This window comes from Lactobacillus amylovorus DSM 20531 (assembly GCF_002706375.1).
Lineage (GTDB): Bacteria > Bacillota > Bacilli > Lactobacillales > Lactobacillaceae > Lactobacillus > Lactobacillus amylovorus.
In genome coordinates this window covers 160519-180125 of record NZ_CP017706.1, presented here as the reverse complement: position 1 = coordinate 180125, position 19607 = coordinate 160519, and the positions used below count along the sequence as shown (strand labels likewise).

General features: G+C 36.9%; 20 protein-coding genes. 17 read left to right on the top strand and 3 right to left on the bottom strand.

The genetic code is table 11. The features are described 5' to 3' along the window. Positions 1 to 152: 152 nt before the first annotated feature. Positions 153 to 1514, bottom strand: coding sequence for an IS4 family transposase (locus tag LA20531_RS00860; RefSeq protein WP_099202214.1), 1362 nt, complete (start codon positions 1512 to 1514; stop codon positions 153 to 155). A gap of 331 nt (positions 1515 to 1845) precedes the next feature. Between LA20531_RS00860 and LA20531_RS00855 the strand changes: the two genes are divergently transcribed. The 9 genes from LA20531_RS00855 to rpoD all read left to right on the top strand — a co-directional run bounded on the left by LA20531_RS00855 (position 1846) and on the right by rpoD (position 11685). Then, positions 1846 to 2289, top strand: a complete 444-nt coding sequence (locus tag LA20531_RS00855) for a GatB/YqeY domain-containing protein (RefSeq protein WP_013642032.1) — start codon at positions 1846 to 1848, stop codon at positions 2287 to 2289. A 31-nt stretch (positions 2290 to 2320) separates the two neighbouring features. After that, positions 2321 to 3280, top strand: coding sequence for a PhoH family protein (locus LA20531_RS00850; RefSeq protein WP_056940063.1), 960 nt, complete (start codon positions 2321 to 2323; stop codon positions 3278 to 3280). 2 nt (positions 3281 to 3282) lie between these two features. Next, the gene (gene ybeY, locus LA20531_RS00845) at positions 3283 to 3807 is read left to right on the top strand and encodes an rRNA maturation RNase YbeY (RefSeq protein WP_056940062.1); all 525 of its coding nucleotides are present in this window, start codon (positions 3283 to 3285) and stop codon (positions 3805 to 3807) included. Beyond that, entirely contained in the window at positions 3807 to 4712 is a 906-nt protein-coding gene (era, locus tag LA20531_RS00840; RefSeq protein ID WP_056940061.1) for a GTPase Era, read from the top strand. Before ybeY ends, era begins: the two co-directional genes overlap by 1 nt. Beyond that, on the top strand, positions 4712 to 5464 hold the full coding sequence (gene recO, locus LA20531_RS00835; protein ID WP_056940060.1) for a DNA repair protein RecO: 753 nt from the start codon (positions 4712 to 4714) through the stop codon (positions 5462 to 5464). Before era ends, recO begins: the two co-directional genes overlap by 1 nt. Positions 5465 to 5723: 259 nt before the next feature. After that, entirely contained in the window at positions 5724 to 6641 is a 918-nt protein-coding gene (glyQ, locus tag LA20531_RS00830; RefSeq protein WP_056940059.1) for a glycine--tRNA ligase subunit alpha, read from the top strand. Then, on the top strand, positions 6634 to 8697 hold the full coding sequence (gene glyS / locus LA20531_RS00825; protein WP_056940058.1) for a glycine--tRNA ligase subunit beta: 2064 nt from the start codon (positions 6634 to 6636) through the stop codon (positions 8695 to 8697). The genes glyQ and glyS overlap by 8 nt, the downstream gene beginning before the upstream one ends. Positions 8698 to 8724: 27 nt before the next feature. Then, a complete protein-coding gene (gene dnaG / locus LA20531_RS00820) occupies positions 8725 to 10557 on the top strand; it encodes a DNA primase (protein WP_056940057.1) in 1833 nt (610 codons plus the stop codon). A 15-nt stretch (positions 10558 to 10572) separates the two neighbouring features. Beyond that, entirely contained in the window at positions 10573 to 11685 is a 1113-nt protein-coding gene (gene rpoD / locus LA20531_RS00815; protein ID WP_056940056.1) for an RNA polymerase sigma factor RpoD, read from the top strand. Between the two features lie 58 nt (positions 11686 to 11743). Here the strand turns inward: rpoD and LA20531_RS00810 are convergent, their stop codons facing one another. After that, complete coding sequence (locus LA20531_RS00810; RefSeq protein WP_056940055.1) at positions 11744 to 12412, bottom strand: M23 family metallopeptidase; 669 nt, start codon at positions 12410 to 12412, stop codon at positions 11744 to 11746. After that, positions 12413 to 12853 (bottom strand): 8-oxo-dGTP diphosphatase, encoded by a 441-nt coding sequence (locus LA20531_RS00805; RefSeq protein WP_056940054.1) that lies wholly within the window; start codon positions 12851 to 12853, stop codon positions 12413 to 12415. It abuts the gene before it with no gap. 102 nt (positions 12854 to 12955) lie between these two features. Here LA20531_RS00805 and LA20531_RS00800 point away from each other — a divergent pair, with 102 nt between their 5' ends. From LA20531_RS00800 to LA20531_RS00765, 8 genes are all read left to right on the top strand, one after another. Next, entirely contained in the window at positions 12956 to 13642 is a 687-nt protein-coding gene (locus LA20531_RS00800) for a tRNA (adenine(22)-N(1))-methyltransferase (RefSeq protein WP_056940053.1), read from the top strand. After that, positions 13635 to 14432 carry a Nif3-like dinuclear metal center hexameric protein gene (locus LA20531_RS00795; RefSeq protein ID WP_056940052.1) on the top strand — a complete coding sequence of 266 codons (798 nt, stop codon included), beginning with the start codon at positions 13635 to 13637 and terminating at the stop codon, positions 14430 to 14432. The genes LA20531_RS00800 and LA20531_RS00795 overlap by 8 nt, the downstream gene beginning before the upstream one ends. A 19-nt stretch (positions 14433 to 14451) precedes the next feature. Continuing rightward, positions 14452 to 15693, top strand: coding sequence for a peptidase T (gene pepT, locus LA20531_RS00790; protein ID WP_056940051.1), 1242 nt, complete (start codon positions 14452 to 14454; stop codon positions 15691 to 15693). A gap of 287 nt (positions 15694 to 15980) precedes the next feature. Next, positions 15981 to 16355 (top strand): GntR family transcriptional regulator, encoded by a 375-nt coding sequence (locus tag LA20531_RS00785; protein ID WP_056940050.1) that lies wholly within the window; start codon positions 15981 to 15983, stop codon positions 16353 to 16355. After that, a complete protein-coding gene (locus LA20531_RS00780) occupies positions 16348 to 17055 on the top strand; it encodes an ABC transporter ATP-binding protein (RefSeq protein WP_013438066.1) in 708 nt (235 codons plus the stop codon). The genes LA20531_RS00785 and LA20531_RS00780 overlap by 8 nt, the downstream gene beginning before the upstream one ends. Next, positions 17055 to 17891: a hypothetical protein gene (locus tag LA20531_RS00775; protein ID WP_056940049.1), complete on the top strand. Its 837-nt coding sequence runs from the start codon at positions 17055 to 17057 to the stop codon at positions 17889 to 17891. Before LA20531_RS00780 ends, LA20531_RS00775 begins: the two co-directional genes overlap by 1 nt. A gap of 9 nt (positions 17892 to 17900) precedes the next feature. Beyond that, a complete protein-coding gene (locus LA20531_RS00770) occupies positions 17901 to 18743 on the top strand; it encodes a hypothetical protein (protein ID WP_056940048.1) in 843 nt (280 codons plus the stop codon). Positions 18744 to 18749: 6 nt separating this feature from the next. Then, complete coding sequence (locus tag LA20531_RS00765) at positions 18750 to 19577, top strand: hypothetical protein (RefSeq protein WP_056940047.1); 828 nt, start codon at positions 18750 to 18752, stop codon at positions 19575 to 19577. The last annotated feature ends 30 nt before the right edge of the window (positions 19578 to 19607 follow it).

Sequence of the window (19607 nt, the reverse complement as noted above, 5' to 3'; positions counted from 1 at the left end):
AGAAACTCAGGGATTTTTCCAATGTCATTAAGTTAAGACATTGACAAATCTGACAATATTTTTTGAGACATTTATCGAATTACTTTTCTCGGTAAATGTCTTTTTTTGATAGCACAAATAAGCCATCCTAGGATAGCCACTTTTTAATTAATCTAAGCTACCAAACGATAAGGAAAACTGATAACTAATTTTGCTTTTAAATTACGTTTATCTTTTCTTCCCGGTCGAATTGGAGTTATATAAGATGCCATATCAAGCACTAATTGTGCAAAGCTTATATCTGAATTATCGCTTATCATAAAGTATCGTCGCCAAATACAGCAGGCCATTTTAAAATCTATTTGATATTGATATTTGCTTTTAACATATGGCTTTGAGCTGGCGGCTACTGATAAGCTCACTGCATCATACATTGCAAAATGGGCGTATATCTCCATATAAACAAATTGATCTTTTTTAGAATGAAACTGGACGCCGCTTAAGTCATATTTAAGCTCCCTAAAAGAAGTTTCTATTCCCCAGCGAAGATGATAGATCTCTTTCATTCTAGCTAGTGGGTATTTGTCCCGGTCTAAATTGGTGATCAGAACTTCCCACTCATCGTCTGAACCTGGTGGATTAATTCTAAACTTACAAATTCGAAATTTAACATTGCATATATCTTCATGGTCCCAGCGTGAATCTTTGGTATTTTTTGAGCGTACAGCCTTGTAATGATGTTTTTTATGGAATACCAGGTGAAGAAACTTTTCCGTATCTTTGTGAGTTATATAGTAGCGATGCGATGCAGTTACTTTACAGGAAAGCTCACTATCATATTCATGGCCTGACAATGTGGTAATTTCTTTAATAGCGCCATTCCCAGCTTTTGTTCGAATAACATAGTGACAATGCTTTAGCCGATTACAGGTTTCAATCAAATTAAAACTACTATAGCCACGATCCATTAAAACTAAAAAATCTTTTTCTTGTTTATCTAGATTCTTTAACATTGTTAGTGCCGCTTCACGCTCATCCATTTTTTGTCTGGGCTGAATGACCATATCCAAATATAATTTATTCAAAACATCATAAAGAGCATTTACATGGATCTGACAATATTTTCTACCATCTTTGCCTTGAAAAATATTCTTTGATTTTGGATTAAAAGGCTGATCAAAATCGGAACCATCAATCGCTACAACTAAGTATTTGTCATCTAGTAATTGTGGTGCATTGTTTGCCTGACTAAGCTCAGCCATGATTTCTTTAAAACATTCGGGTTTTAATTTAGCCTTTTGTTGTTCGAAAGCCGAAGCGGTCATTCTGGAATTTATGTTAGGAAAAGCATGAAAAATTTCCGAGTTCAAACTGCCGGCTCCCATGTTTAGAATCAGCCTAATCAAATCAACGACATTGAGCTTACGACAACGGGTAAAGGCCTGATCTGAAACAGAGAAAGCATGAATATTAGTGGCGATTTTATTGATAATATTATCCATCAGTTTTAGAATATTTGAGTGAAGGGATTTCATAAGAGTCACAGCTTTCTATGAAAGACCGGATAATATGACGAAAGTGAGCAGAAGAGTAAATTAGACTCTGCTCACTTTTTATTTTACGTAGAAAAAGAACCGAATCAAAATGATTCGGTTCTTAAGGTCCCATCTTCGTCAATGTTTTAACTTAATGACATTGGGGATTTTTCCTTGAGTTTTTATTTTTTCCGCACGTAAATTATTGAAATAAAACAAAATATTTGCTTTTTATAGAAAAAACTTCAATATATTACGTTGAAAACTTAATAGTTATGTTTATAGTTTGCTATAATATTATTGGGTTTTAATAGAAAGAAGGAATTATAAATTGAGTTTGTCAGATAAGATCATGACTGATATGAAAACAGCCATGAAAAATCACGATAAGACAACTCTTGATACTGTCCGCATGATCAAATCTGCTTTGATGAATGAAAAGATCAAGTTGGGACATGATTTGAATGCAGATGAAGAATTAACTGTTCTTAATCGCGAAAAGAAACAAAGAGAAGAATCAATCGAAGAGTTTGCTAAAGCTAAACGTGATGATTTAGTGGAAGAAACTAAGAAAGAATTAGCAGTAGTTGAAAAGTACTTGCCTAAACAAATGAGCAAGGACGAGTTGGAATCTGCTGTTAAGGAAACGATTGATGAAGTTGGTGCCAAAGGCAAGTCTGATTTTGGTAAGGTTATGAAAGCCTTAATGCCAAAGATCAAGGGACGTGCCGATGGTAAGGCTGCGTCTCAAGCAGTTCGTGATCAACTAAACTAAGTTTAGTAGTAACAAGAAGGAGCGGGTCTTTTTGGCTCAAACAACTTTTACACCTCAAAAAGCAGAGAATATTCAAAAATTAGTTGGAGTTAATGATGGAAATCTGAAGCTTCTTTCTGAAGGCTATGATTTGTCCGTTACCGATACTGGCAATGACATTGTTATTGCAGGGGATGATGAGGCAAACGTAAAGAAAGCCGTCGCTGTTTTAAAGGCACTTGACAGTGTCGTGAATACCGGCGTTAACGTTGGCGCGCCCGATACGGTTAGTGCGATGAAGATGGCCGACAAGGGTACCACAGAGTACTTTGCGGATCTGTATAAGAAAGTCTTGATTCGGGATGCTAAAGGTAGACCGGTCAGGGTGAAAAATATGGGTCAAAAGCGTTATGTCGAGGCCATTGATAAATCCGATGTTGTCTTTGGAATAGGGCCAGCTGGGACTGGTAAGACTTTCTTGGCAGTTGTTTGTGCAATTGCTGCATTCAAAAAGGGCGAAGTTTCCAGAATAATTTTGACTAGACCAGCCGTTGAAGCTGGTGAATCACTTGGATTTTTGCCTGGCGACTTGAAGGAAAAAGTTGATCCATATTTGAGACCAATTTACGATTCTTTGTACGCTATTCTTGGTACTAATACTACTGACCGCTTAATGGAACGTGGCGTAATTGAAGTGGCTCCACTTGCTTATATGCGTGGACGTACGCTTGATGACGCGTTTGTAATTCTTGATGAAGCCCAAAACACTACTGATGCACAAATGAAGATGTTTTTGACACGTCTTGGTTTTAACTCCAAGATGGTCGTAAACGGAGATATGACTCAAGTCGATTTGCCGGGACGACAGCATAGCGGTTTAATCGATGCTAGACGAATTTTGAAGAACATCGACCAAATCAAATTCATCAACTTTTCTGCACAGGATGTTGTTCGTCACCCTATAGTTGCCAAAATTATTACTGCTTATGAAAAAGAGGACGCTAAACACTAAAAATGGATCCAATTGATATTACCTATAATGATGAAGTTGGTTTTTTAGATGATAAAAAACGCGACTGGCAAGACTGGATTATGAAGCTTTTGCTTTTAGCTAAGAAAGAAATTGGCAAAGATAATAACTTAGAAATGAGTATTAACTTTGTTGACGAAGATCGTAGTCACGAAATTAACTTGAAGTATCGTGATAAAGATCGTCCAACAGATGTCATTTCTTTTGCAATTGAAGATGGTGAGGATTCAATTGACTTAGCTGCCTTTGGGGATGATCCTGATTTTCAAGAAGATATCGGGGATTTGTTTATGTGTCCAAGTGTCATCAAACGTCATAGCAAGGAATATGGCACTGGGTTTGACCGAGAATTTGGTTATACTGTAGTTCACGGCTTCTTGCACTTGAATGGCTATGATCATATCAAGCCTGATGAAGCTAAAGAAATGTTTGGCATTCAAGGAAAGGTGCTTGAAGACTACGGCTTACCACTATATCCAGATCAATTAGATGAAGGCAGAGGTAAATAATGGAAGAAAAAAAGTTTAAGTCTGGCTTTGTTGCCTTAGTTGGTCGACCAAATGTCGGTAAGTCAACTTTGATGAATTACTTAGTTGGCCAAAAAGTGGCGATTACTTCTAATAAGCCTCAGACCACGAGAAATCGTATCTCAGGCATTTATACTTCCGATGATATGCAAATCGTCTTTGTAGATACACCAGGTATCTTTAAGCCTCATTCAAAACTTGACGACTATATGGATAAAGCTAGTCTTTCTAGTTTAAATGATGTAGATTTAGTTTTATTCATGGTAGAACCTGAGGAAATTGGTAAAGGTGATCAATACATTGCTGATTTGCTTAAGGAAGTAAAAGTTCCCGTATTTTTAGTAATCAATAAGGTTGATCAAATTCACCCTAACAAGTTGTTGCCAATTATGGATTCATACCATAAGCTAGAGGGCTTTAAAGAAATACTACCGATTTCTGCTACTAAAGGCATTGGTATTGAAGACTTATTAGCTACGCTTAACAAGTACTTGCCAGAAGGACCACAATATTATAGTGCTGACCAGATAACAGATCGGCCTGAATATTTTGTCGTCGCTGAACTTATTCGTGAACAGATCTTACGACTTACTTCGCAAGAAGTACCGCACGCTACCGCGGTTGCCGTTGATCGAATGAATAAACACCAAAATGGCAAGTTGGTGATTGAAGCAACCATTTATGTTGAAAGAGATGGACAAAAGGGCATTATCATAGGTAAAGGTGGTAAGATGCTCAAGCAAATTGGTATTAACTCTCGTAAGGAAATTGAAGATTTATTGGGAGAAAGGGTTAATTTGCGTCTCTGGGTTAAAGTCCAACACAACTGGCGCTCAGATCCAAGCTTTTTGAAACAAATTGGCTACGATAAGAAGGAACTTAGTTAATGGTACGCGAACTTAAAGAAGTTCAGGGTATTATTTTCAAGAGACAAAAATATAAAGAAGCAGATTTATTAGCGAAAATCATGACTAAACAAGATGGAATAATTACCTTGATTGTGAAGGGAGCCTTGCGGCCAAAGTCACGTTTAAGTGCTGCAACGCTTAACTTCTCAATGGGAACTTATGTTATTTACACAAGTGGTCATGGTTTGAGCAATCTACGCACGTATAAAGAAGTAAAGCAATTCGATGGGTTATACCAAGATCTAACGAAGAATGCTTATGCTTCTTTTATTTTTGACTTAATTGATCATGCTTTTGTCGAATATCAGCCAATTGGCAAGTATTATGACTTAGCTCTTTTTGCCCTGAAAAAAATCAATGAAGGCGTTGATAGCGAGATGATCACGCAAATTGTGCAAATGAAAATGCTTGGAGCTTATGGCGTTGAGCCCGAGCTTCGTCATTGCGTAATTTGTGGTAAAGAAAAAGGTATTTTCGATTATTCAATTAAATTAGGCGGTGTTGTTTGTAGCGACCATTTTGGTGTAGTAAATAGTCGCATGCATTTAAAACCAAAAGAAACCGCCGTTTTAAGAACAATCGGCCTGCTTCTTACAGATCGTCTTGGCACAATTAAAATTAATGAAGAAACAAAAAAGGCTACTAGAAAAGCGATTGATCGCATCTACCGTGAGACGATCGATTTGAATTTAAAAACCAAAAAATTCTTAGATGAATTAAAACTTTTTTAGTTAGTAAATATCTGGTTTAAACCTAATTCATGTGTTAAAATATGTACGTATTTGGCGATGATGAGGATTAGAAAAGTACTAGTTAAGCGAGTACCGTTTGGTGTAAGGGTACCTAGGAAAAGGCCCCTCTAGTCAAAGCTCAATTAAGTGCAGGAAGAACACTTCCTGAATTAGGGTGGAACCGCGATATATTTCGTCCCTATGCAAAATTTTGCATAGGCTTTTTTTATGGCCTAGCGCAGGAGGAGAATTAAGGAAAATGGCAGATAAGAAATTAAACATTCAAAATATGATCTTTAAGCTGGAACAATTCTGGTCCTCCAAAGGTTGTATGATTATGCCTTCTTACGATGTTGAAAAAGGTGCAGGTACGATGAGTCCTTACACTTTTCTTCGTGCAGTTGGTCCTGAACCATGGGCAGCTTGCTATGTAGAGCCTTCAAGAAGACCTGCAGATGGTCGTTATGGTGAAAACCCTAACCGGTTATTCCAACACCACCAGTTCCAAGTTGTTATCAAGCCAGCTCCAAAGGATATTCAACAATACTACTTGGACAGTTTGAAGGTTTTAGGTATTGATCCTTTGGAACACGATATTCGTTTCGTAGAAGACAACTGGGCAAACCCATCAATGGGTTGTGCCGGTGTTGGTTGGGAAGTATGGCTTGACGGTATGGAAGTTAGTCAATTTACATACTTCCAAGTAGTTGGTGAATTAGACGTTAAGCCAACTATGAGCGAAATCACTTACGGTGTTGAAAGACTTGCTTCATACATTCAAGATGTAAACTCAGTCTTTGACCTTGAATGGGGTAACGGCGTTCTTTACCGTGATATCTTTAAGCAACCAGAATATGAACATTCAAAATATGCATTTGAAGAATCGGATCAAGAACAACTTCTTAAGTTCTTTGATATTTATGAAACAACTGCTAAGCGTCTTCTTGGTCAAAACCTTGTACACCCAGCGTATGATTACATTTTGAAGTGTTCACATACTTTCAACTTGCTTGATGCTCGCGGTGCTGTTTCAGTAACTGAACGTGCTGGATACTTATCAAGAATTAGAAACTTAGCTCATGAAGTAGCTGTTAAGTTTGTCGAAGAACGTGAAAAGCGTGGCTTCCCATTGCTTAAGAGTGCAGAAGACAAGAAAGCTGGGGTAGAAAATGGCTAAAGATTATTTATTTGAAATCGGTACTGAAGAAATGCCAGCCCATGTTGTACCACGCAGCGTAAAGCAATTGGCTGACAGAACTAGAAAGTTTTTGAAAGAAAACGGTCTTAAGTTTAAGGACATCAAGACTTTTGCTACACCACGTCGTTTGACTGTCTTGGTTGAAGACTTAGCTGAAAAGCAAGACGATATTGATGAAGTAAAAAAAGGTCCTGCTAAGAAGATTGCTCAAGATGCTGATGGTAACTGGACTAAGGCTGCACAAGGTTTTGCTCGTGGCCAAGGTATGACTACTGATGACATCTACTTTGAAGAACTTAAGGGTACTGAATACGCTTATGTTCACGTTCAAAAAGAAGGTAAAAAGGCTACTGATATTTTGCTTGGTATGAGTGATATCATCAAGGCTATGACCTTCCCAACCAAGATGAGATGGGATTCAAACGACTTTGAATTCGTTCGGCCAATCCACTGGCTTGTATCATTATTTGGTAGTGACGTAGTTCCAGTTAAGATCTTGGATATTACTGCTGGCCGTAAGACTCAAGGTCACCGTTTCTTAGGTGATTCAGTAGTATTGGCTAATGCAGATGACTATGAAGATGCATTGAAGGATCAATACGTAATTGCTAACGCTGAAGAGCGTAAAGATATGATCGTTAACCAAATGAATGAATTGGTTAAGGAAAATCATTGGCAAGTAAAACCTGATCGTGATCTTCTTGAAGAAGTTACCTACTTAGTTGAATACCCAACTGTTTTTGCTGGTTCATTCGATGAAAAGTACTTAAACATCCCAGACGAAGTATTAATTACTTCAATGAAGGATAACCAAAGATACTTTGAAGTTTACGACGAAAATGGCAAGTTAATTAACCACTTTATCGCTGTAAGAAACGGTAACAAGGATTACTTAGATAACGTTATTTCAGGTAACGAAAAGGTATTGGTAGCTCGTTTGGACGATGCTCAATTCTTCTACGATGAAGACCGTAAATACCCACTTAGCCACTTTGTTGATCGTCTTAAGAATGTTTCATTTCACGACAAGATTGGTTCAATGGCTGAAAAGATGCAACGTGTACGCATGATCGGTGATTATCTTGCTAAGCGTTGGGACTTACCAGAAAACGTAGTAAAGGACTTCGACCGTGCTAGTGAACTTTACAAGTTTGACTTAGTAACTCAAATGGTAGGGGAATTCGCTGAACTTCAAGGTGTCATGGGTATGCACTATGCTCGTCTTGCAGGTGAAGACGAAGAAGTTTCTGTAGCTATTAAGGAACACTACATGCCAGCAACTGCTGAAGGTCCACTTCCAGAAACTACTGTAGGTTCACTTTTGTCTATTGCAGATAAGATTGATACTATCGTAACCTTCTTCGGTGCAGGTATGATTCCTACTTCATCAAACGACCCATACGCACTTCGTCGTTACGCTTACGGTATTGTTAGAATTTTGCTTAACGAAAAGTGGTCACTTCCATTTAACGAAGTATTGCCAGAAATCATTAACATGCTTAATGGTGTAACCCCAGCTAAACTTCCTAAGGGTGATGCAGACCAAGAAATCGCTGACTTTATTCGTGATCGTGTAAAGCAATACTTGCAAAAGAACAACTTCAAGTACGATATCGTTGATGCTGTCCTTGCATCAAGTCAACAAGACCCAAGTCAAATTTTGGCAGCTGCTAATGTATTGCAACTTCACCACGATGATGAAGAATTTAAGCCAGTAGTTGAAAGTTTGACTAGAATTGACAACATCTTGAAGAAAGCTAAGTTCAAGGGTAATGTTGAAATCGATGAAAGCTTATTCGACGACAACAGTGAAAAAGAACTTTATGCTGGTGTTGAAAACTTGCAAAAGGTTGAAAGTTTGGCTGACCTTTACCAAGGCTTCGTTCAACTTCAACCAATTATTGACCAATACTTCGATGCTAATATGATCATGGCTAAGGATGAAAAGGTTAAGGACAACCGTTTAGCACAATTATTTGCTGTTAGTGAATTAGCTGATCGTTTAGGTGACTTGAGTAAGTTAGTCATTAAATAATAAAAATAGATAGAAAAGGTGATTCATATGGCTGGACGGATTCCAGAAGAATTCATCAATGAGGTCCGCAGTAACGTTAATATTGTAGATATCATCAGCCAATACGTGTCACTTGAAAAGAAAGGCAAAGACTATATTGGTCTTTGCCCTTTTCATCAAGAAAAAACACCTTCTTTTACGGTTAATGAAGAAAAACAGTTCTTCAAATGTTTTGGCTGTGGTAAAGGCGGCAACGTTTTTAAATTCTTAATGTATAAGGATAATCTGACTTTCCCAGAAAGCGTAGAGCGGGTTGCAGAATTTGCTCATATCGCGATGCCACAAGGATATGGCAATAATGATGGAAGCAAGATGAATCCACTTATGCGGATGCATAAGGATGCAGCAGAATTTTATCACCGTGTATTGCTTACCACTAAAGCTGGTGAAAGAGGGATGCAGTATGCTCAAAAGCGGCAACTGGATCAAAAGGTGTTAGATCATTTTAATATTGGTTATGCTCCCAAAGAAGATAATGTTTTGATTACTTATCTGCGTGGCAAAGGCTATCAAGATGATGAGCTGCAAAAAAGTGGCTTATTTGTCGAAAGCAAAGATGGACGCTTATTTGACCGTTTTCGTGATCGACTAATGTTTCCTTTGGATAATGAAAATGGTCGAACGATTGGCTTTTCAGGGCGGAGAATCTCTGACGATAAAACTGAAGCTAAATATATGAACAGTCCTGAGACAAGTATCTTTACCAAGTCTAAAGTTCTGTTTCACTTTGCGGAAGCAAAGAAAGCAGCAAGAAGTGAGCAGCACCTTATTCTTTACGAAGGATACATGGATGTAATAGCTGCTTACAAGGCAGGCATTAGCTCAGGCATTGCTTCGATGGGTACTAGTTTGACAGATGATCAAATTTATTTGTTACGGCGGGTAACCTCTAATATTATTATCAACTACGATGGAGATCCACCTGGTATTCATGCGGAAGAACGTGCCGCAAGAATGTTTAACAAGGCAGGCAATTTCAACCTAGGAATCGTTGTTTTGCCCGATAATTTGGATCCGGATGAGTATGTTAAAAAATATGGCGCCGAAAAATACCAAAATGAGGTAAATGGTGCTAAGACTCCAACTGAATTTTTCCTTGAAAGATTAGCTAAAAAGTACAATCTTAACAATGATCGAGAAAAGATTACTTATTTGGATGAAGCAGTCAAAGAGATCGCGCAAGTTAGAAACCCGGTTGAACGGGACATGTATATTGAACAGCTTGCACGCAACGCACAGGTGTCATCTGCTTCGTTAAAAGCAAATTTAGCTAGAGAATTACGTAGAAATAATCGTGCTAAAAGTCATATGCGTCAGCAGTCTAATTATTCTGCTCCGACTCCTAGCACGGATGAGATGCAGCCTTCTTTTGAATCAGCAGCGACTGCTACGATCCAACAAACAGCAGGGCAACGACACCCAAGGCAAGTTAGATTATTATACTTATTTATTCATTCACAGCAGGCACAAAAATATCTACAGGAGGGAAATTTCCATTTTCCAGATAAAGACTTTGAAGAATTAGCACAATTATGGATTAAATACAAAGAAACACACGATAATCCGCAAATTGATGGTTTCTTAGATTTTATTCCTGAGCAACTTCAAGGTATAATAGTAGATGCTGAAATGGCAAACATGCCAAAAGATTTTACAATTCAAGAGATTAATGAGTATGTCCAATCGCTTCAAAAGCGCAACATTTATTCCCGGCTGAATGAGCTTAACAATCAATTACAGGATGCAATGCGCAAACAAGATCGAGACGAATGTTTGAGACTTACTCAAAAGATTATTGAGTTGAAAAGGGTCTTAGGTTAATAAGGAGGCTTTTTAGTGGCAGAAAGAGAAACTACACAAAAACCATCTTTGGACAAGGTGGTAAAGCAAGTCGTTAAGGACGTTAAGAAGGAAAAGACAATTACTGAAAAGGACTTCACTGCTCGTCTGATTAAGCCTTATAATTTGCAAGGCAAGGCTGTTGACCAACTTGTACAAGAGTTTGAAGATAATGGTATCAGTATTGTTGATGAAAATGGCGATCCTTCAAAGTTAGCCTTAAAGAAGCAAAAGGATGTTGAAAAGGCTGAATTAAAGGATATGTCAGCACCTTCAAGCGTTCGAATGAATGACCCAGTACGGATGTATTTGAAGGAAATCGGACGTGTGCCACTTCTTACTGCAGACCAAGAAATCGCTCTTGCCAAGAGAATTGAAGCTGGCGATGAAGAAGCAAAGCAAGAATTAGCTGAAGCTAACCTTCGTTTAGTTGTTTCTATCGCTAAGCGTTATGTTGGTCGTGGTATGTCATTCCTTGACTTGATTCAAGAAGGGAACATGGGTCTGATGAAGGCCGTTGACAAGTTCGATTATCGTCTTGGCTTTAAGTTCTCTACTTATGCAACTTGGTGGATTAGACAGGCTATTACCCGTGCTATTGCCGACCAAGCACGTACTATCAGAATTCCTGTCCACATGGTTGAAACGATCAACAAGTTGATTAGAATTCAACGTCAATTGTTACAAGACTTAGGTCGTGAACCAACTCCAGAAGAAATTGGTGCTGAAATGAATATGCCAACCAATAAGGTTCGTGATATTCTTAAGATCGCTCAAGAACCGGTTTCTCTTGAAACTCCTATTGGTGAAGAGGATGATTCACACTTAGGTGACTTCATTGAAGATAAGGATGCAACTAGTCCAGAACAACATGCTTCATACGAAATGTTAAAGGAACAACTTGGACAAGTACTTGAAACTTTGACTGACCGTGAAGAAAATGTTTTACGTTTGCGTTTTGGTCTTGATGATGGCCGTACTCGTACTTTGGAAGAAGTAGGTAAGGTATTTGGCGTAACTCGTGAACGTATTCGTCAGATTGAAGCTAAGGCTTTAAGAAAGCTTCGTCACCCAAGTCGTTCAAATCAATTGCGTGACTTTATGGATTAATATCTAGTTCTATGAAAAAGACGTTAAGCAAATGCTTAACGTCTTTTTTTGATTTGCTTTATTGTTTGCTGACTTTTTCTTTAGCGATATCATCTTCAATGATCTTCATTGGGTTGAGCCAAGTACCATTGTCTTTCCAGTAGTAGCGACATGGTACACCATGTTTATCAATGTATTTCTTGTCTGTCTTAGTTATTCCTAAGTGGATGTGAGAACCGGTTAAGCGACCGATCTTTTGGCCTAACTTAATCTTTTGGCCCTTCTTTACGTAAATATCTGTGATGCTGAGAAAACCTTCTTGATAGATTTCTACATAGCCATCATCAGAAATCACCCAAACATATAAGCCAAGGCCTGGAGCATACTTAACTTTATGAATTGTCCCAGCATGCACGGCATAAACAGTGGAGTGTCCTACTTCGCTGAAGCCGAAGTCGTAACCATCGTGGAAGTAACTCTTAGTAGGGTAGTAACGTCTAATTACGTCAGTTTCACCGAATTTTTGGCCTGATTTAAATTTTATTTTCTTTTCGTAAAGGCGTTTAAAAGGATAACCCCAGGTAACCTTATGAACTACTTTTTTCTTCTTTTTAGGCTTTTTCTTTTTTACGACTTGAGTATGAGGTCTATTGGCATTTAAATCAATGTGCCAAAGCGGTACCGAAGCAAAAATAATAATTGCAATTAATGCAATAAAAAGCGATACTTTGCTTTCTGTTTTTTTCATCTAAAAAAGTTCATCTCGTTTTCCATCAAGCATATGTTCACTAACATTAGGATTGAAAAATACAGGTAAATCATGATCAAAATTATAAGCTAGCTTATGTTGCTGCAGCTCTTCTTTAGTCATCCAAGTTAAAGTCCCTTCGTCTGATGCCTTGACTGTCCCCTTAAATTCATCGGCAACATAGAAAAAGACTAAATAGCGTTCATGATTTTTATCATAGAACTGCTTTACTCCAACAAATTGGGGATGAGAAATGGTCAGTCCGGTTTCTTCTTTGATCTCTCGAACAACAGAATCATTAAAAGACTCATGTGGTTCAACGTGACCACCGGGGAAGGTAAGGCCTGGCCAAACTGGATCGTTGCGGTCCAAAACTAGAATTTTATCTCCATTTTTGATCATGCACATGTTAGTTAAAGTTACTGTCTCAGTTCTTTTCAATGCAAAAACCCACTTTCTTTGTACGATTATAGCAAAACATGACTAAAAACAACTACTAAATATGCTAAAATTTGATTAAACATACTCTTTATGGAGGATTAAATGAACTTAAGATTAAATACGCTGGCAAAAATGGTCGATCCCGACAGTAAAGTTGCCGATATTGGTACTGACCATGCTTATTTGCCAATTGAGTTAGTTAGATCAGGAAAAATAAAATATGCGATTGCAAGTGATGTTGCTGAAGGACCGCTTGAAAATGCTAAAAACGATATTTCGGAAGCTGGATTAAGCGATCAAATTGAAACGCGTTTAGGCAATGGACTAGAAACTATTACTCATCAAGATCAAGTAGATACTGTAGTAATCGCTGGTATGGGTGGAAAATTGATGGTTGATATTTTGGATACGGCTTGGAGTAAAGACTTTCAATTTAAAAATTTAGTGCTTGAACCTAATATCGGTGAAGCTGGCGTGCGTAATTGGTTAATGATGCACAATTATGAAATTGTAGCAGAAAAATTGATAGCAGAAGCCGGCCACACCTATGAATTAATTAAGGCACGTTTGACGGCTAATAAACATGATTTAACCGAAAAAGATATTTTCTTTGGTCCATTCATTGTACGTGAAAAGAACTCCGTCTTTTATCAAAAATGGCAAGGGCAATTGGCTTACAATGAAAAATTGCTAAAGAATTTGAACAAGGCGCGAAATAAAGACGAAGACCGTATTAATGAGGTTGAACATAATATTCAGTTGATTAAGGAGGAGCTAAGCGATGACTAAAGTCAAAGAGATTGTTGAACGTTTAAGACAAGATTTTCCAGAGGACATTGCTTCTAAAGGCGATCCTGCGGGGATGCAAATCGGTTCAATGGATGCCGATGTTACTAAGGTAATGACGACTTTGGATGTACGTCCTCAAGTTGTCGAAGAAGCTGTAAAAAAGGGTGTTAACTTTATTGTCAGCCACCACCCTGTAATGTTTAGACCTGCACGTAATTTAGATTTTGCCAACGCACAAAATGCAATGTATGGCGAGATCATCAAAAATGGCATTACCGTTTATTCAATTCACACAAATTCTGATAAGGCACAAAATGGCTCAGCTGATTGGCAAGCTGAAGAATTAGGCTTAAAAGATGTTGAACCATTTTGCTTAGATGATGATGGCATTGCAATGGGACGAAAGGGTAAACTACCTAAGACGATGTCAGCTTATGATTTTGCTTATTATGTTAAAGACAAAATGAAGATCAAGATGGCCAGATTGATTACTGCGGATAACGACAAAAAAATTTCCACTGTTGGCTTTATCTGTGGTGATGGTGGTAAATACTGGACTAGAGCCTTAGATGATAATTTGGATGCCTTTATTACAGGTGACGTTTATTATCACGTCGGTCATGATATGATTTCATCCGGTTTAACAGTAGTTGATCCTGGTCATTATACTGAAAAATTGTTTAAATATAAGGTATATGATCGTCTCAAGAAATGGAACGAAGAGAATAATTGGAATGTTGGCGTTGAGCTTTCTGAAGTTTCAACAAATCCATTTCAAGATTTATTTTAATAGAAAGAGGATATAATAAATGGAATACCCAAACTTGTTGCCAAGATTTTTAAAGTATGTAAAAGTAAATTCACGTTCAGATGAACATTCAGATCGTTTTCCTTCAACTGAAAGAGAAGAAAACTTCCAAAAGAATGTCATTATGAAAGACCTTGAAGAATTAGGTCTTAGTGACGTTCACTATAATCAAAAAGCTGGTAGCGTAATTGCTGAAATTCCTTCAAACGTTGATTACGACGTACCTGTAATGGGCTTTTTAGCACACAGTGATACAGCTGACTTCAATTCAGAAAATGTTAAGCCACAAATTCATGAAAATTATGATGGTGAAAGCAAGATTCAATTAGGCGATTCGGAATTTTATCTTGATCCAAAGGTTTTCCCACACTTGAAGAACTATAAGGGTCAAACTATCATTACTGCTTCAGGTGATACCTTGCTTGGTGGGGACGACAAATGTGGTGTTTCTGAATTAATGACTTTTGCGGAATACTTGATGAACCATCCAGAAGTAAAACACGGTAAGATTCGTTTAGCCTTCACTCCTGATGAAGAAATCGGTACTGGTGCAGAACACTTTGATGTCAAAGACTTCGGTGCAGATTTTGCCTTTACTGTTGATGGTGAAGCACCTGGTAAACTTGACTGGGGTACTTTCTCAGCAGCGCAATTTAGTCTTGATATTCAAGGAGTTAACGTTCACCCAGCTGTAGCTAAAGGTCAAATGATTAATGCTGTTCAGGTAGGGATTGATTTCCATAATCAATTGCCAGAACATGATCGTCCAGAACATACTGATGGTCGAGAAGGTTTCTTCCACTTGATGAGCTTCAACGGTACTGTTGATAATGCACACCTTGATTACATCATCCGTGACTTTGAACGTGATGGTCTTGAAGAACGTAAGAATTTGGTTAAGTCAATCGTTGACAAGATGAACGCTGAATTTGGTACTGAACGCATTAAGTTGAAGATGTGGGACCAATACTACAACATGGCTGATGAATTGAAGAAGCACATGGATATTGTTGATTTGGCTAGGGATGCATATAAGGCTGAAGGTCTTGAAATCAACGAAGATCCAGTTCGTGGTGGTACAGATGGTTCACAATTGACTTACATGGGTCTTCCTTGTCCTAACATTTTTGCAGGTGAAGAAAACATGCATGGTCGCTACGAATATACTGTTCTTGAATCAATGTACAAGGCTGTTGATGTTATGATCAAAATGGCTGAATTAAATGCTGAAAGAGCAAAGTAGTGAAACAATTTTAAATAACTACTATAAAAATATATACTTTTAAATGCCCATGATTATGCAAAACTTATGCTTATTTAAAGCATAACAAGTTATTCACTAGTATTATAATTGACAAAAAATATGCCAATATTGTTGTTAGATCAGCAATGTTGGCTATTTTTTGTTTTGGATTTTAATTTTATAAAAATGTGAAACAGGATAAAAATAATACTTGAAAATTGAGTATAAAGTTAGTAGTATTATTAGTGTAATAGATAAATAATACAGTATATGTAGAAGGTGAGTTAATGGAATTTAAGGATAATATTCCTATTTATCTTCAAATTGAGCAATATTTATATCGTCAAATTGCTTTAGGTAAGATGAAGGCCGGTGAGAAGATTCCATCGGTTAGAAAGTTGGCATTGGGATTGACTGTTAATGTCAATACTGTTCAACGTGCTTTACAGGAAATGAACACACAAGGCATTCTTTATACCAAGCGTGGCGAAGGTAATTTTGTTACTGAAGATACGGAATTGCTTTCTAAAACAAAGCAATCTCTCATCAACAATGAGTTAGATGAATTTGTACAAAATATGGAAAAATTAGGTATTAAAAAGGACAAATTAGTCTCAACACTAACAGAGTACTTGAAAGATAGTGAGGATCATAATGAGTGATTTATTAATTATTAAAGATTTAACTTACAAGAAAAATCAAAAAACAATTTTAAAAGATGTTGATCTAACTTTAACGTCAGGCAAAATCGTGGCCTTATTAGGTGAAAATGGGGCAGGTAAAACAACTTTAATGCGTATTATCGCTGGAGTGGCCAAGAATTATAAGGGACAGATTGATTTAGCTGGTGCAACTAAAGAAGCTGAAAGAAAGGCTAAATTATCTTTTACTGATGGCTTAACAGGTTTCAGTGATTCAACTAAGATTGCGCAAATTGTTCGCTTTTACGCTACGATCTTTCAAGATTTTGATGAAAATGAATTTGATGAATTACGCAAATTCATGAAGTTAGATCCTGAGATGAAACTTAGTCAATTGTCTCGTGGTATGCGTGAAAAGCTAATCATTGCTTTGACTTTTGCACGTAAGGCAGATTTATATTTGCTTGATGAACCATTTGGCGGCATTGATGCAATGGCCCGCAAGAAGATCATCAATTCAATTATTTTGTGGAAAGACGAAAATTCTACTATTTTAGTCTCTGATCACTTTGTCAATGAGATTTCATCATTGCTTGATGAAGTAGTCATCGTTAAGGACAATACAGTTTTAGAGCATAAATCAGCAGACGATATCAGACAAAACCACAAGTCAATTGAAGAATACTACGAGAGCTTTTATGCAGATGAGGATGATGAATAATGACTAGTTTTAATACATTGTTCAACAGAATGTTTCAAGAAAAAAGCAAGTCAGTTTATTTAATTTACTTAATCCAGGCCTTTGCTAGTTTGTGCTTCACGATCATGATGATGGTCTCTGCTGGAGGTCATGCTCAAGAAATAGTAGTGGAAAGTGCACGGGAAACAATTAACCCGGTGGTAGAATTCTTATTCATGTTTGCAGTAATGATGCTAATGACATCATTTGTGGCGGATTTCGTTTATTGGATTGTTTCTTCCGTAAAAAACGAAAGAATTAACCGTAGTCAAACTTGGCGTTTAATTCCAATCAGTGATACCAAATTTTTATTAAGCAACTTTGGTACAGCTTTTCTTTCATACATTTGGCTTGGTATTTTAGAGTTTGTAACTGCTGTAGTAATGTCGCTACCTTTGCTTTTATCAAGTAAAGAAATTAAAGAAGCTCTTCAAAGAAGCAACTTTGATATTAGTGCTCAGACCTGGGGCCAACTACTAGGCGGATTATTACTAGTAATCTTATTAGGCTATGCTTGGTACGCCATTGTTAGCTTGATTAATTTAAGCAGCAGAAGCATTATGGATTTTTTGCCTAATGGTTCAAGTAAAGCCTTGATGTTTTTTGTTAGATTAATCATAGTGATCATGATTGTCTGGCTTTTGGTCTATGCATCAAGTACATTATTTTCTGTGATTGGTCAATTTACGCCATTTGATTTTGGTTCTGGTGATACAGGAGTTTGGTCAGTCGTACTAGAATTTTTGGCCTTTGATGTAATTATTACTTTAATCGATATTTTCCTTTTGAATAAATTCGTTGAAGCTAAACAGAACTAGGAGGCCGCTATGACAAGTACTAAAGCTTTATTTAAACAAATGTTTTTACAAAAGCGTCGGTATGCTAATCTGGTTTTGTTAATCCAAACCTTTGCCGTGGCATTTATGTTCTTAATGGGAGTCATTTTTAAAGGCGATGGCAATCCCATTAATAATGTTGCTAGCGGATTTATTGGAAGTGACAATCTTTGGGACTTGATATTGGGTCTGGGTGTACTTACTACATTTTTTGCCGATGTTACCTTTTTAGGCCTAATGTGCTGGCAAAATGAAAAAATCAATTTAAGTCAGACTTGGCAATTGATTCCAGCATCTGGTAGTAAAATTTGGATCATTAATATTGTTTCTAGCATAGTTGAATGTGCTTATATCTTCGTTATTCAAATTGTAATAGGTTTAGTCGTAGTAACTATTGACAGTTTTAGCCATCATATCAATCCTTTCGTTGGTACAAGTTTTGGTGCAAATATTTCTTTTATTGAGTCTGCCTGGTCTCTTATTGAAGAACTATTAACTCTGGTTGGATTGTGTTTAATTATCTTTGCTTTTGTTAGCTTAGCCAATCTTTTGACTAGAACCATTGCTGACCAATTGCCAATGAAAAATACTACTGCAGTCAGATTAGTTGTAATGGCTATTTTGGTAATTGTTGGTGTGATTATTGCATTGCGAATCAACGATCAAGTGTTAACCATGTATACTAATCATTTATTTGCTAGAACCCATCGAGCTATTGATGTTGATACTCTTGGAGTTTCTGCGCTTGAATACTGGATTGGCGCAATTTTGCTAGGCATTATTAATTGTCTTCTTATTCAGAAATTCGTTGAGCCTAAAATAGTTAATCGTTAGAAGGGGATGAATGAGTTGACTAGTTTTGGTAATCTTTTCAAACAAATGTGGGTACAGAAAAGTAGATATATTTATTTGCTTTTCGTCATTAACTTGTTTACAATAGCGTTTCTTTCAATATTCGCTTGGGGAACCGGTAATTATGATTTATCTTTCTTTTATACGCCGACTCATAATTTAGGTAGTTTTTGGCGCTATAATATGGCTACTTTAACTATTTATTTTGATATTGCTTTTTGTGCAGTTACTTGCTGGCAAAACGAAAAGATCAATATGAGTCAAACTTGGCACTTAGCTGCTGTAGATGAAAGAAAGACTTATTTAGCTAATGTATTCAGTAGCTTAATTGCATGTGGTGTTTTCTTCTTATTGCAACAAGTTATAAATATTCTTCTGCTTATTCCTACTATGGGACCAAATTGTGTGGCAGAAGCATTTAGTCAATTTGGCTTATTTCCTCTTACACCAAATGTGCCAGGAATCAATGTATCTTTTGAATTCTATTGGCTATTTGTAGTATTAGTTATTTTGTTTATTTATTTCTTTGTAAGTTTTGCCAACTTTGTTTCAAGAATTGTTTCTAATGAACTCCCTGTAAAGAGCACCTTATGGATTAGACTTTTGATCATGGCGATTTTAGTAATTATTGCTGTTTATGTTTGGTTAATCGTCCTTTCTCACTTACAAAACTTGGTTGATACTAATAAAGTACTTCAGTCATATGATCCAATCTGGTTAGATGATCTTCTTTTATTGATAGTAGACTTAGTATTTGGTCTATGCGATATCTTGTTTGTTAGAAAATGGATTGAACCTAAAATTGTAAATAGATAAGAGAGAGCAATCATTAATTGATTGCTTTTT

What these genes read in the sequence shown, in the direction of transcription:
- LA20531_RS00860 (WP_099202214.1), bottom strand. Translation starts at nt 1,514, where the DNA reads ATGAAATCCCTTCACTCAAATATTCTAAAACTGATGGATAATATTATC.
- ybeY (WP_056940062.1), top strand. Translation starts at nt 3,283, where the DNA reads ATGGATCCAATTGATATTACCTATAATGATGAAGTTGGTTTTTTAGAT.
- era (WP_056940061.1), top strand. Translation starts at nt 3,807, where the DNA reads ATGGAAGAAAAAAAGTTTAAGTCTGGCTTTGTTGCCTTAGTTGGTCGA.
- recO (WP_056940060.1), top strand. Translation starts at nt 4,712, where the DNA reads ATGGTACGCGAACTTAAAGAAGTTCAGGGTATTATTTTCAAGAGACAA.
- glyQ (WP_056940059.1), top strand. Translation starts at nt 5,724, where the DNA reads ATGGCAGATAAGAAATTAAACATTCAAAATATGATCTTTAAGCTGGAA.
- glyS (WP_056940058.1), top strand. Translation starts at nt 6,634, where the DNA reads ATGGCTAAAGATTATTTATTTGAAATCGGTACTGAAGAAATGCCAGCC.
- dnaG (WP_056940057.1), top strand. Translation starts at nt 8,725, where the DNA reads ATGGCTGGACGGATTCCAGAAGAATTCATCAATGAGGTCCGCAGTAAC.
- LA20531_RS00810 (WP_056940055.1), bottom strand. Translation starts at nt 12,412, where the DNA reads ATGAAAAAAACAGAAAGCAAAGTATCGCTTTTTATTGCATTAATTGCA.
- LA20531_RS00800 (WP_056940053.1), top strand. Translation starts at nt 12,956, where the DNA reads ATGAACTTAAGATTAAATACGCTGGCAAAAATGGTCGATCCCGACAGT.
- LA20531_RS00795 (WP_056940052.1), top strand. Translation starts at nt 13,635, where the DNA reads ATGACTAAAGTCAAAGAGATTGTTGAACGTTTAAGACAAGATTTTCCA.
- pepT (WP_056940051.1), top strand. Translation starts at nt 14,452, where the DNA reads ATGGAATACCCAAACTTGTTGCCAAGATTTTTAAAGTATGTAAAAGTA.
- LA20531_RS00785 (WP_056940050.1), top strand. Translation starts at nt 15,981, where the DNA reads ATGGAATTTAAGGATAATATTCCTATTTATCTTCAAATTGAGCAATAT.
- LA20531_RS00780 (WP_013438066.1), top strand. Translation starts at nt 16,348, where the DNA reads ATGAGTGATTTATTAATTATTAAAGATTTAACTTACAAGAAAAATCAA.
- LA20531_RS00775 (WP_056940049.1), top strand. Translation starts at nt 17,055, where the DNA reads ATGACTAGTTTTAATACATTGTTCAACAGAATGTTTCAAGAAAAAAGC.
- LA20531_RS00770 (WP_056940048.1), top strand. Translation starts at nt 17,901, where the DNA reads ATGACAAGTACTAAAGCTTTATTTAAACAAATGTTTTTACAAAAGCGT.
- LA20531_RS00765 (WP_056940047.1), top strand. Translation starts at nt 18,750, where the DNA reads ATGAATGAGTTGACTAGTTTTGGTAATCTTTTCAAACAAATGTGGGTA.